At 57.2% G+C, this 12066-nt stretch carries 12 protein-coding genes and 1 pseudogene; 9 read left to right on the top strand and 4 right to left on the bottom strand.

Translation table 11 applies throughout. From position 1 onward, the window contains the following. Positions 1-233: 233 nt before the first annotated feature. From I6J19_RS03410 to I6J19_RS03390, 5 genes are all read left to right on the top strand, one after another. Positions 234-983: an MIP/aquaporin family protein gene (locus tag I6J19_RS03410; RefSeq protein ID WP_187401111.1), complete on the top strand. Its 750-nt coding sequence runs from the start codon at positions 234-236 to the stop codon at positions 981-983. 84 nt (positions 984-1067) lie between these two features. Continuing rightward, positions 1068-2624: a glycerol kinase GlpK gene (gene glpK / locus I6J19_RS03405; protein WP_038626970.1), complete on the top strand. Its 1557-nt coding sequence runs from the start codon at positions 1068-1070 to the stop codon at positions 2622-2624. Positions 2625-2766: 142 nt separating this feature from the next. Next, positions 2767-3939: an alpha/beta hydrolase gene (locus tag I6J19_RS03400; protein ID WP_038626972.1), complete on the top strand. Its 1173-nt coding sequence runs from the start codon at positions 2767-2769 to the stop codon at positions 3937-3939. Between the two features lie 257 nt (positions 3940-4196). Beyond that, a complete protein-coding gene (locus tag I6J19_RS03395) occupies positions 4197-4532 on the top strand; it encodes a PadR family transcriptional regulator (RefSeq protein WP_038626974.1) in 336 nt (111 codons plus the stop codon). Next, on the top strand, positions 4529-5371 hold the full coding sequence (locus I6J19_RS03390; RefSeq protein ID WP_038626975.1) for a DUF5808 domain-containing protein: 843 nt from the start codon (positions 4529-4531) through the stop codon (positions 5369-5371). The genes I6J19_RS03395 and I6J19_RS03390 overlap by 4 nt, the downstream gene beginning before the upstream one ends. A 205-nt stretch (positions 5372-5576) precedes the next feature. Here the strand turns inward: I6J19_RS03390 and I6J19_RS03385 are convergent, their stop codons facing one another. Both I6J19_RS03385 and I6J19_RS03380 read right to left on the bottom strand, forming a co-directional pair. Beyond that, on the bottom strand, positions 5577-6470 hold the full coding sequence (locus tag I6J19_RS03385; protein WP_038626978.1) for a hypothetical protein: 894 nt from the start codon (positions 6468-6470) through the stop codon (positions 5577-5579). Continuing rightward, the gene (locus tag I6J19_RS03380) at positions 6467-7090 is read right to left on the bottom strand and encodes an ABC transporter ATP-binding protein (RefSeq protein ID WP_038626981.1); all 624 of its coding nucleotides are present in this window, start codon (positions 7088-7090) and stop codon (positions 6467-6469) included. Before I6J19_RS03380 ends, I6J19_RS03385 begins: the two co-directional genes overlap by 4 nt. A gap of 176 nt (positions 7091-7266) precedes the next feature. Here I6J19_RS03380 and I6J19_RS03375 point away from each other — a divergent pair. Beyond that, positions 7267-7412 (top strand): annotated as a pseudogene (locus I6J19_RS03375) (transposase); the annotation flags it as partial. Positions 7413-7620: 208 nt separating this feature from the next. On the opposite strand, the gene serS reads toward I6J19_RS03375, so the two are convergent. Continuing rightward, positions 7621-8883 carry a serine--tRNA ligase gene (gene serS / locus I6J19_RS03370; protein WP_038626983.1) on the bottom strand — a complete coding sequence of 421 codons (1263 nt, stop codon included), beginning with the start codon at positions 8881-8883 and terminating at the stop codon, positions 7621-7623. A gap of 47 nt (positions 8884-8930) precedes the next feature. Continuing rightward, positions 8931-9581, bottom strand: a complete 651-nt coding sequence (locus I6J19_RS03365) for a LysE family translocator (RefSeq protein ID WP_038626986.1) — start codon at positions 9579-9581, stop codon at positions 8931-8933. Between the two features lie 194 nt (positions 9582-9775). Between I6J19_RS03365 and I6J19_RS03360 the strand changes: the two genes are divergently transcribed. From I6J19_RS03360 to I6J19_RS03350, 3 genes are all read left to right on the top strand, one after another. Beyond that, positions 9776-11026: a septum formation family protein gene (locus I6J19_RS03360; protein ID WP_222867040.1), complete on the top strand. Its 1251-nt coding sequence runs from the start codon at positions 9776-9778 to the stop codon at positions 11024-11026. Between the two features lie 47 nt (positions 11027-11073). Further along, positions 11074-11418: a metallopeptidase family protein gene (locus I6J19_RS03355; RefSeq protein ID WP_038626990.1), complete on the top strand. Its 345-nt coding sequence runs from the start codon at positions 11074-11076 to the stop codon at positions 11416-11418. A gap of 78 nt (positions 11419-11496) precedes the next feature. Then, on the top strand, positions 11497-12042 hold the full coding sequence (locus I6J19_RS03350) for a DUF1707 SHOCT-like domain-containing protein (RefSeq protein WP_038627001.1): 546 nt from the start codon (positions 11497-11499) through the stop codon (positions 12040-12042). The last annotated feature ends 24 nt before the right edge of the window (positions 12043-12066 follow it).

The raw sequence follows: 12066 nt of genomic DNA, 5'->3' as shown, positions 1-12066 counted from the left end.
CCCCTAGGTAGCCATACGAGTTAGCTCTTGAATGGCCACCAGCGCTGTAGCCACAACGAAATAGCTTCCTTCTCGGGAAAACGGCTTCGCACTTCAAAGGGCTGATGGGGTCGAAATAAAAGTGCCGGCGAAAAATAGTTTCTCGCCGGCATTTCTTATACCTAAAGAATTCTACGTTGCAAGATTCATCGTGACCTTGCCCGGTCACGACTCACAGAGAGTTTCTACATCTCATGGAGACAATCACAGGATCCCAGGCATTCCTCTGGGAGTTTTTCGGAACCGCCATTCTGATTCTGCTCGGTAACGGAGTCTGCGCCTCTATCAACCTCCGGACTACCCGCGCAGCAAATGCTGGTTGGATGGGCATTGCCTTCGGTTGGGGTATGGCCGTTTTCGCTGGCGCATCTATTGCCGACGTATCCGGCGGGCACTTGAACCCAGCGGTAACCGTTGCCCTGGCAGTCAAAGGCAGCCTGGCTTGGAGCCTTGTCCCCTACTATGCCGCAGGTCAGCTGTTGGGCGCATTCGTAGGTGCAATCCTGGCATGGGCCGCGTTTAAGCAGCTGTTCGATGCCAATGGCGTTGACGACAACGGCAATCCGACCAATGCAAATGCCGAGACCGGCGGCAACTTCTTCACCGTACCGATTCATCCAAATAACTTCTGGAATGCCGTCACCGAGTTCATTGCGACCTTCGTTCTGCTCGCATTCATCCTGTTCGGCCCAGCCGGCGGCGAGCTTGGCCCGCTGACCTACTTCGGTGTCTCGTTCATCATTGTGTCGATTGGTCTTTCCCTTGGTTCCCCGACTGGATACGCTATCAACCCTGTTCGTGACCTCGGCCCCCGTTTGGCCTACGCTTTCGTGCTCCCGATTAAGGGCAAGGGCGATGCGAACTGGGCATATGCATGGGTCCCGATTGTCGCACCGATGCTGGCAGCTGTGGCTGCAGGCGCTCTTGCCTTTGCCATCGGATAACGGGAATATGAGAGTGAACGCACAATAAAATAGCGCAAGTCCGAAAACTCACATTTACACACAATTTCGCTAGGAGTATCCCCCATGATGCACAGCAAATATGTCCTCGCCATTGACCAGGGAACTACTTCCACCCGCTGCATCATCTTCAACCATGACGCAGAGATCGTCACTGTCGCCCAGATGGAGCACAAGCAGATCTTCCCGGAAGAGGGCTGGGTCGAGCACGATGCCCAGGAGATTTGGACCAACACTCGTCGCGTAGTCAGTGAAGCTCTCGCTGATGGCGACATCTCCTCCCAGGACATTGAGGCAATCGGTATCACCAACCAGCGCGAAACCACTGTCGTCTGGGACAAGAACACTGGTGAACCGGTCTACAACGCCATCGTCTGGCAGGACACCCGCACGAACACCATCTGTAAGGAGCTCATGGGGGATGAAGGCGCGGACCGTTGGCGTGAGACCACGGGCCTGCGTATCAACTCCTACCCGGCAGGCCCGAAGGTGCGCTGGATCCTCGACAACGTCGAGGGCGCTCGCGAAAAGGCCGAGGCTGGCGACCTGCTCTTCGGCACCATCGACACCTGGCTGCTGTGGAACCTCACCGGCGGCGCAGAGGGTGACAACGGCGAATCTGCAGTCCACGCAACGGACGTCACCAACGCATCCCGTACTCTCCTGATGGACCTCAAGACCCTCGAGTGGGACGAGGACATTTGCCGTGAAATTGGCATTCCAATGTCGATGCTGCCGGACATCCGCCCGTCAGTAGGCAACTTCGGTCGCGTTCGCGCCCGCGATGCTCTGTCCGGCCTTCCCATTACAGGTATTCTCGGCGACCAGCAGGCCGCCATGTTCGGCCAGGGTTGCTTCGGCGAGGGCGACACCAAGAACACCTACGGCACTGGCCTGTTCATGCTGATGAATACCGGCGAGAACCCGAAGTGGTCCGAGCACGGCCTCATCTCCACCGTCTGCTACCAGGTCGAGGGTGAGAAGCCGGTCTACGCTCTCGAGGGTTCTGTCTCCATGGGCGGCGCACTTGTTCAGTGGCTGCGTGACGAGCTGCAAATGATTCCAAATGCCGCTTCCATCGAGAACAAAGCAAAGAGTGTCAAGGACAACGGTGGCGTGTACATCGTGCCGGCATTCTCCGGTCTCTTCGCTCCTCGTTGGCAGCCGGACGCCCGTGGCGTCATCGTCGGCCTGACTCGCTTCGTTAACCGCAACCACATCTCCCGCGCTGTGCTGGAGGCTGCTGCGTACCAGACTCGTGAGGTTCTCGATGCCATGGTGGCAGAATCCGGCACGGACATCACGACGCTGAGCGTTGATGGCGGCATGACCATGAACGAGTTCCTCATGCAGTTCCAGTCCGACATCCTAGATGTCACTGTCACGCGCCCGAACAACATTGAAACCACTGCTCTCGGCGCTGCATATGGTGCAGGTCTGGGCGTTGGCTTCTGGTCGAGCTTGGATGAGGTCAAGGCTCACATCACGATTGACAAGAAGTGGCGTCCGAAGATGGAGGCCGAAGAGCGCGATCGCCTGTTCCACCAGTGGAACCGTGCCGTTGAACGCACCTACGGCTGGGTCGAGGATACCGATGCTGAGGAGGCACCGAAGCCTGAATAAGCCCTCGTAAGAGCCTAAGAATGGCTCGGAAAACCGATTCGGTTTTCCGAGCCATTTTTATTATAAATTCAGGGCTTGTTTGTTATAATAAAATTATTATCACTACCATCCGCTCCTCGATTGAAAATAGAAAAGAGCAATCATGCGTCGTGCATCGATTTTCACTGCGAGTGTGACCACCGCCCTGACGCTGGCACTGGCCACTCCGGCAGCATCAGCAACCCCAACGGATTTCATTAAAAACCCGCTGGAGCCAACCCCTGACCCGCAGTCCACTGCGATGGTCGAACTGCCAACTACCCCGGCGCCGACCACTACAGTTGACGGTCGCCACGTTACGGTGACCGACGGCTATATGACGTCGGAGGATGGCAAGGGCACTCAAATCTACTGGAAGTCCAACACCATTCCGAACGCCAAGGCCACTGTCGTCGTCGTGCATGGTGCTGCAGAGCACCTGGGTCGCTACGAGTGGGTAACTGGCAAGCTTCTGAACGCCGGCTACAACGTCTACCGCCTCGACCACCGCGGTCACGGCCACACGGGCCAGGTTGAAGGCACTCCAGTTGCTCGTGGTCACATCGATGATTTCCACTCGCTTGTCGATGACCTACACATGCTTGTAGAGAAGGCCAAGGCGGAGAACCCGAGCACGAAGACCTTCCTGCTCGGCCACTCCATGGGCGGTCTTGCTGTGGACTTCCACGGCATCAAGTACCCGGGCAGTGTCGATGGCATCGTCGCCAACGGCGGTGGCGCTCTGTTCAACCCCTACGGCGGCACGGACAAGGGCGAAACCATCACTCCAGAAGCCATGACCGATGTCGAGCGCGAAGCCCAGCCGACGATTTACCAGCGTCTGCCGTTCCAGGACATGACTACTTTCAACACGCGCATGCTCAAGGAAGTACCGAACCGTACCGAGATGCGCGTCCCATCGCTGCCGGGCACTGACCTGATTCAGGTTGGCAACCCGCTGGGTGCGAAAACTTCTTCTTCCCAGGCAGTGCGTGATGAATACGGCACTGATCCGTACAACAACTCCAAGCTTTCGCTCGGCATGGCTCAACAAATGGCGTTTGCCGCCACCTACAACGGCACCAACTCCGTCGACTTCGTTGAGCCGACCCTGGTCATGATGGGTGGCCAGGATGAGATTGTGCCACCGTTCTTCTCGCGTGACTGGTACAACGGCATCTCGTCCACCGACAAGCAGCTGATCGAGTTCGAAGGCCAGTTCCACGAGGTATTCAATGAACCGGCACAGCACCAGGCCATTGCGACGGCTATTGCCTGGCTCGATGAGCGCATTTAATTGAACGCTAAATAGGAACCGAACCGGTTCCTAGCTGTTACAAGTTCTTCATAGAGCCAACCCGGTGGGATGAGGGGCGATTGTCTTTTGACAATTGCCCCTCATTTTTCTTTGTTCTGTTCTCTCTGTGCGGTATAGGCGTGCAGTACTTGGCAATACAAACTACTGGGGGTATAGTTGGCATTACAAGGTACTAGGTATGAAAAGGATTCTGCTCAAACAACTTCCTTCTACCGCCGGAAAGAAAGCACAACGCCATGCCCAAACGCCCACAAACACAACTGAAGAAGGGAGTACTCGAGCTCGCCATTCTCAAGCTGATTTCTCGCGAAGAACTCTATGGCGCGGCACTCGTCGCAAAGCTCAACGCCTACCCCCACCTCAGCGCGCCCGCAGGAACCGTCTACCCCCTACTCTCGCGGCTGACCACCAACGGCTTGATTAGCAATCGCTGGGAGGAATCCCCCAAGGGGCCGCCCCGCAAGTACTACTCACTAACAGACAAAGGACAGCAAACACTCACGCAGCTACATCAGGACTTCATCGATCTATCCGCCGACATGACCGCACTATTTTCCGAGGATCCCCAATGAACACCTACCTCACCGCCATCGACCACAAACTGCGCGAAATCGGAACATCGCCCGCACAACGCAAGGCGATCATTGCCGAGCAGGAGAGTCTTCTGCAAGAGCTTAACGACGTCCACGCGGACCTGGCCGAAGAGCTGGGAACGGCGACCGAATACGCCGAGCGAGTCGCCGAGCAAGTTGGTGAACCGAGCGCTTTGCGACGCTACCTCAGCAACCCACTTCGAGCATTTTCCAAGCGCGGTCGCGCTTCCCTGTGGAATATGAACGACCCGCGGATTCTCCAACCTCACCTGTTGGGTTTTGGCTGGTCTATCAATTGGGCTGCAGTAGCCACCAAGCTCGGGATTGTCCGCCCGGACGATATTGACGGTGAGGTTATCTCTGAAATTCCGGCTCGCGCACTGCAGGCGACCGCTTTTCTCCCCGCGGCTGTGACGGTTGCGCACGGAGTCGCACTGGCCAGGTGCTGGAAGCAGTTGCCTTCAGAAGTCCACACAAAATGGAAGCTAAACGGCGAGGCAGTTCAAAAGACAGCACCGAAGGAAACTCTGCTTCTTCCCTTCGTGGTTTCTACGGTCGGAGCTGGATTCTCAGCTGCTTCGCTGCTCAAGGCAGATGACCGCGAAGATACTCTGCGCGTCGCGTCCCTAGGTACTCTCACTTGCGCCATTGCTCCAGCTCAGCTGATCGGCGTTCTCACGGAAGAAAACTCCAAGATCAATCCAGCATTAGTCCAAGCCGGTGTTGCCACGGCATCGGTCGCAGCTTCGGCCGCATGCCTTGTCTTTCCCCTCCGAGCCGGACTGAAGGCTACCTGGAAGAAAGCTGGGGTGGCCTAGATCATGCCGATGTAATTTGGGCAGGTCAAAGCGTTACTCCGCAGCCCGTCAGCACCGGCCTGCTCGCTATTGCAATCGAAGTACTTCACAGCTAGGAGCTGTAGGCCAACAGCTCCTAGTAGAAGACGTTGCCTCTCCGCCTAGGATTCCCCTTTTCCCGCCGGCGCAGCCCGACCGCTTAGTCGGAGCATTGTGGCCGCAGCTCCTACATAATCGGCGCAATCGCCATCAATTCCGATGCAATAGCCGGAATAATCGCAAGACCGCCGGAAAACCAATACTGCAGCTTGCCCATTTCTAATGGTGCGCCCAAACCAATCTCAATCGAGGAAAAATCATTAGTTTCCCGTGGTTTTCCTCGAACAAGTGCACAATAGACAATTGCCACGGCAGCCCATAGCATGGAATACATGGGATTTAGCGGCATCCCCGGAAGGAATTGGACGGCCATTCCCAGGACGGTCACAACGCTCAGTATCGCCACTCGCCACGGCAGCTGACCTGGCGCTTCGAGCCTAGTCGCCCGCCATACTGCAGAGGCAAGCACCGCCCAGCAGAGCAAAACCAGCGTGCGCCCGCCTTTTCCAATCAGCGGTGCAACAGAAAACTCCGCCAGCGCCACCGCAACAAATAGCAACGGGATATACCCACGCCGCACCAGCCTGCGCAGCATCAACACCGGCAAGGAAGTTTGCGCGAACGGCCGCTCCTTGACCTTGGCACTCCGCAGCCAGGAAGCAGCGTAAATATTCGATGCCAGCTCCGCATTAAAGAACATCACGGTCACACGAGTCATCGATTGTGTCACGCCATTAGAAAGCACCGTCGCTAAACGACGTGGTCGTGCAACCCCAAGGACATATCGAAAAACCCCGCCAATGCCGAACCCAAATACGGTGAACACCAGCACTTGGAGCCAGCCGTCGCGGTCAATGCCGGGAAATCGACGTGCGGGGCGATACTCCCATTCCCATCGGTCGCGGTCAACGGACCTCAGCGGAGCCATTCGTTCCGCAATGATGACCAGCAGGAAGATAATCCCTACTAAGCCAACTACTTGAAATACGTTGAGAGGAAAACTCAAGCCTTCAAGGTTCACAGTCGAATCTCCCAGTCTGCCTCATCGATGAGACTTGGCGAATGCGATGCCACAATCACTGTGAATCCAGACTGTGCCATTTGGCGAAGTTGCGCGCACAGCAGCCGAGTCCAATCCGCATCGAGATGGCGCTCGGGTTCATCCAACACAACAACCGGAGCCGCAACCGCCAATTGGATTCCCAAGTTTGCCCGCTGCTTCTGACCGCTCGAAAGCCGACTGGGCAAAGTGTTGGGCAACTCAGCAACGCGCCATGGCTCCAACCGACTCAGCAGCGTGTCCATTCCCACACCTGTGCGCAGGGAAACCAGGTTAATATGCTCGCCGAGAGTTAAGTCCGGTAGAAATGCTGGATCAGAAATGCTGGTCACGCAGCCAGCGCCTTGCGGGCTTGACGGATCAACGAAAGTTTCTTCGCCCTCGCAAGCAACCCGCACAGTACCTTCGATTGGCTCTATCTCACCAGCAATGGTGCTAATCAACGTGGATTTTCCCACCCCATTCGGGCCGGTGATACTGACAAATTCCCCCTTACGGATCTCCGCGCTAATCTCACCAAGAATGCTGCTGTGTCCATATACGCAGTCAACTTCGAGCGAAGTTTTTCCTGGTTCAATCATGCCGCTGCTATCGATCCTCTTGCCAAATTATTGACTCAATCCCCCACCTACTTCTTAGCGCAGTCACCCCACCCACGTCTTGGGAATTGAAAATTGGCCCAGCCCACGCGAACCCAGCGAGCCGACGCGAACCTATCGCCGGCCAGGTCGACGGCATGCTGGAGGACTTCCCTGCCTCCGAGGCCTTGGATCGAGTATGCCGGAAATCGGTATCAAGACCGCAGCACAAATCTTGCTTTCCATCGGTGATGGATCCGACTTCGCATCCTCTGGCCACCTGGCCGCCTATGCAGGAATTGCTCCTGTGACACGAAAATCAGGCCCACCAACACCAGTTGATGGGCACAATAACCATGCCTAAACCTACCCCCAAGAGTTTCACTTAAAAACTCCGATTTAGGCTTGACAAAAACATAGGGACGCCCCCTAGGGCACTTCACGACACCTATGGCACCTCATGCCAGCTGTGGAGGTGGCATGAGGTGCCATAGGTGTCGTGAAGTGAGTGTGTGGCTGTGTCGGGGCCACACCTACTTAACCGGCTCGAGAACTTCCTTGCCCATCATGAACGGACGCAGGGCCTCCGGAATCACCACAGAACCATCGGCCTGCTGGTGGTTTTCCAAAATGGCGACCAGCCAACGCGTCGTAGCCAGCGTGCCATTTAGGGTGGCGCAGTACTGGGACTTGCCATCGGCATCGCGGTAGCGGGTCTTCAAACGACGAGCCTGGAAAGTCGTGCAGTTCGAAGTCGAGGTCAACTCGCGGTAAGTGTTCTGCGTCGGCACCCACGCCTCGGTATCGAACTTGCGGGCAGCCGATGCACCCAGGTCACCACCAGCAACATCGATGATGCGGTACGGAACATCGACCGCGGCCAGCATCTCGCGCTCCATGTTTAGCAGCTTCTGGTGTTCTGCCTCCGCCTGCTCCGGCGGACAGTAGGAGAACATCTCCAGCTTGTCGAACTGGTGCACGCGCAGGATTCCGCGGGTGTCCTTGCCGTAAGAGCCCGCTTCACGACGGAAACAAGAAGACCAACCAGCGTAGCGACGCGGCCCCTCCGACAGGTCAATAATCTCGTTGGAGTGGTAGCCGGCCAGCGCGACTTCCGAGGTACCGACCAGGTAGAGGTCATCTTCCTGCAGGTAGTAAATCTCATCGGAGTGCGCACCGAGGAAACCGGTACCCGACATGGTCTCCGGACGAACCAGCACCGGCGGCACCATCAGCTGGAAACCATTCTGAGTTGCCTTCTGAGCAGCCAGGTTCATCATGGCCAGCTGCAACATGGCACCGTAGCCGGTCAGGAAGTAGAAGCGGGAACCGGAGACCTTGACGCCACGCTCCATATCAATAAGTCCCAGCGACTCACCGAGGTCCAGGTGGTCCTTGGGCTCAAAATCGAACTGTGGAATCTCGCCGATTTCCTCCAGCACGACAAAGTCATCTTCGCCACCGGCGGGCGCACCCGTAACGATGTTGCCAATCAGATACTGCAGACGCTCGACCTCAGCCTCGGCTTCCTTCTGCTTCGCTTCGGCTGCCTTCACGGCGTCGGAAAGCTCCTTGGCCTTCTCCAACATGGTCGGACGCTCTTCCTTCGACGCCTGACCAATCTTCTTACCGAAGCCCTTCTGCTCCGAACGCAGCGCGTCGGTGGAGGCAATAACCTCACGGCGCTTAGCGTCAGCTTCCAGCAGCTGATCGACCAATGCCGGGTCCTCACCACGGGTGCGCTGGGACTCGCGGGCTACTTCAGGGTTTTCGCGGAGAAATTTGAGATCAATCACGTCCCCTAGAGTACCTGGTTTACGTCGGCAAGCAGGCACAAGGCATGTTAGAGCGCCGCTTCCGCTCCTGAGGCGACCAGCAGCGCGCCGAGGACGAGGAAGATTACACCGGCGACAGTGTCAATCCACGGCCCTGCCAGCACCATTCGCTTGACGACGGCATCCGTCGACACCACGATTGCGATAAATAGGAAGAAAGCGATTTGGGAGACGATTAGCACCAGTGTACAAAGCACGAGCGTCCCCACAGATGCGCCCGCGGGAATGAACTGTGAAAGCACTGCGGTGAGGAAGAGAACAATCTTCGGGTTCGACATGTTGGTGAAAAAGCCCTGGCGGAACGTCGCCTTCGGCGACCGGAGCGCCTCGCTTCCCAGGGCTGGTGCGGCACCGGCGCGCAGTTCGCGGAGGGTATTGATGCCTGCCTTGGCCATACTGATGCCCATGTAAATGAGATAACAGCCACCGACAAGTTGAATTACGCCCATCAGCAAAGGATTGGCGGTAATGACGGCTGCGAACCCAAAAACTGTGAGGGTCATCCAGATTGTGGCGCCAGTACTGATACCCGCGACTGCCGCGATGGCGTGCCTTCGGGATTTGGTGGCAAGGCGCAGGACTAAGAAGACGTCAGGCCCTGGTGAGGCCATACCAATAATGTGGACGCCCAGCAGGCTAAGTAGTGCAGTCCAGGTCAAGACTCGTGTCCTCGGGTAGCGAACAAATACCGGACTATTGTAGTGCTTAAAACTCTTGAGCAAACTCGGACCGCAAACTCGGACAGAGCGTCAATGGCAGAGCTCCTTGCCACGACATCGACGCTCATGGGGACGTTGTCGCTTTTAGCGTTACCTTGTCCACAGGCTCATTGGCGGTGCACAATGGGGTCACTATGGCTGATGACAATATGAACCAGGATCGCGAGCACGCTGCCGCCACAGACACTGACTCCGGTGCAGGTACTGGCGCAGATGCCAGCGCTGGTGCATCCTCCGTAGCCAGCAACGATGCCAACGCTTCGAATAACTCGCGTGGAAGCTGGGGAATGCGCGCTTTGTCGACGGCAATGCTGGTCGGCGCCGCGGGGATGGCATTCGCGCTGCAAGCGGGAGTCATCGAGCCACCGAGTGGGCCACTTGGGGGCAAGGGTTCGTCGGCAAGCGCGTCATCGTCGACAACGACCATCGTCGACAAGGAGACGACGGCGTTCACCAGTGCAACCGCGGGCAACTGTCTGGACTGGAACCTGGCAGAAGATTTGAATGTTTCTGACTTCCGCGTCGTGCCCTGTGAGCAGCCGCACGCTTATGAGGTGGCCAAGAAACTGAATCTCGCCGATTACGAGGAACATCCGGGGCAATACGCCAAAACTGCCAACTACCCGACAGCAGACAATTTGGTGGCTCTGCAAAATGGCGTGTGTCGCAACACTGTGACTGAATACCTGGGCGGCCAGTACGATCCAGACGGTCGATTTATCACGGCACCGATCATTCCTTCGCCTAGCCAGTGGGAAAAGGGTGACCGAACCTTCCTGTGCGGTATCCAGGTCGTCGATGAAGACGGCAACACGGCGCACATGTCCGGTCCTGCGGCCGGGCAGGACCAGTCCCGCGTGTTCGAGGGCGGCCGCTGCGTGACATTGGACGAAAACGGCGCCATCCGCCAGGTGCCGTGCGTGGAAGATCACCTGATGGAGTCGACGGGAATTGTCAATCTCCGCGACCACTTCGGTGACAATGTCCCCACTGACCAGGAGCAAAATGATGTGCTCGCAGAGCAGTGTGTGACTCTGGCGCAGAATTACCTCGGTGGCGACGACCCGCTGTACAACTCAACGCTGCTGCCATTTTGGACGTCACTGTCGCAGGAGTCGCTCAATGCTGGCTCGCGCAGTGTGAACTGCTGGTTGATTAAGGACAATGGCCAGGGCGGGTTCGCCACTCTCAATGGCCACGCTAACGAGTCCTTCACTATCGACGGCCAGCCGCCCGTGGCTCCGCCACCGCGCAATCCGCTGCGGGAGGAGCAGGGTGACGCTGGCGCTGGCGCTGGCACAGGTGACGTCGGTGAGGTCGGTGCCGACGGTACTGGCGCAGGAGCAGGCGCTGCGGATAACGCAGTCGCTCCCGCCGGACAGTAGAACAATCGGCCAGTAAAACAAGAGGACATTGCGAGGCAGCACCATAAATGGTTGACGTTAGCCCGGAGCGGTTCGATGCACTTGTCGATGAGGCCATCGACCGCATCCCCACGCAGTTTCTCGACCAGCTCGATCAGGTCATCATCCAGGTCCACCCGTATAACCTCGACGAGCCCACACTGCTGGGCCTCTACGAGGGGATACCTCTGACCGAGCGTTCTAACAACCACTGGGGTCCACCTGACCAAATCAGCCTGTATCGCGACATGCTCTGCCGCATCAGCCGCACCGAAGAGGAGCTGGTGGAGCAGATTCGGGTCACTCTCCTGCATGAAATCGGGCATTATTTCGGCCTCGAGGAGGAGGATTTGGACCGACTCGGCTACGGGTAATTTTGTCCCGCCGTGCACGGTCTCGTTCCTCTCGCGATGCTGTCCCCTCCCCTCTTCTTCCCTGTAACCTTAATAACCATGAGCGACAACTCGAGCGAGAAGCCAGAAATCAGGGTCGGCGACAGGGAGCGCAACGCTGCCATGGAGCGTCTCGGCAATCATTTCGCTGATGGCTACTTGGATGTCGATGAGTTCTCCAAACGCGCCGAAAGTGCTGCTTCCGCTAAAACTCGGGCAGAACTGCAAACTCTCTTCGCGGACCTGCCCGCTGAGGTCTCCCCCGAGAGTTCACAGGGCACCCCGGCTAATCCGCAGCATCAAAGTGTCGATCAAGAGCTGCAAAACCTGATGAAAAAGGGCCGCCAGCTCAACATTGTTGATTCTGCTGCAGGCGTTATCGTATGTGTCACTATCGTTCTGATGTTTTTCACCAATATCGATAACGCGTGGCTCGGCTTCATCGTCGCTGCGGCCGTTGCCCTTATCGGGCGCGCCGCCTTGAACATCAATGATGACGAAGAAGAGCTCCTCAACGAAATCAACGAAGAGGAATCCAAGCGTCGCACAGAACGCCTACGCCTGGCAGCTCAGAAGCGCCGCGAGATTCAGGAGGGCCAGCAGTAACGGTCAGCAGTAACGGTCGCCGTT

The organism is Corynebacterium amycolatum (assembly GCF_016889425.1).
GTDB lineage: Bacteria > Actinomycetota > Actinomycetes > Mycobacteriales > Mycobacteriaceae > Corynebacterium > Corynebacterium amycolatum.
Note: the sequence above shows the minus strand (reverse complement) of the source record. Positions and strands in the feature narration are given on the sequence as shown.

Bases quoted from the DNA above. Each gene is read 5' to 3' on its own strand.
- I6J19_RS03410 (WP_187401111.1), top strand. From the start codon at position 234: ATGGAGACAATCACAGGATCCCAGGCATTCCTCTGGGAGTTTTTCGGA.
- glpK (WP_038626970.1), top strand. From the start codon at position 1,068: ATGATGCACAGCAAATATGTCCTCGCCATTGACCAGGGAACTACTTCC.
- I6J19_RS03400 (WP_038626972.1), top strand. From the start codon at position 2,767: ATGCGTCGTGCATCGATTTTCACTGCGAGTGTGACCACCGCCCTGACG.
- I6J19_RS03395 (WP_038626974.1), top strand. From the start codon at position 4,197: ATGCCCAAACGCCCACAAACACAACTGAAGAAGGGAGTACTCGAGCTC.
- I6J19_RS03390 (WP_038626975.1), top strand. From the start codon at position 4,529: ATGAACACCTACCTCACCGCCATCGACCACAAACTGCGCGAAATCGGA.
- I6J19_RS03380 (WP_038626981.1), bottom strand. From the start codon at position 7,090: ATGATTGAACCAGGAAAAACTTCGCTCGAAGTTGACTGCGTATATGGA.
- I6J19_RS03360 (WP_222867040.1), top strand. From the start codon at position 9,776: ATGGCTGATGACAATATGAACCAGGATCGCGAGCACGCTGCCGCCACA.
- I6J19_RS03355 (WP_038626990.1), top strand. From the start codon at position 11,074: ATGGTTGACGTTAGCCCGGAGCGGTTCGATGCACTTGTCGATGAGGCC.
- I6J19_RS03350 (WP_038627001.1), top strand. From the start codon at position 11,497: ATGAGCGACAACTCGAGCGAGAAGCCAGAAATCAGGGTCGGCGACAGG.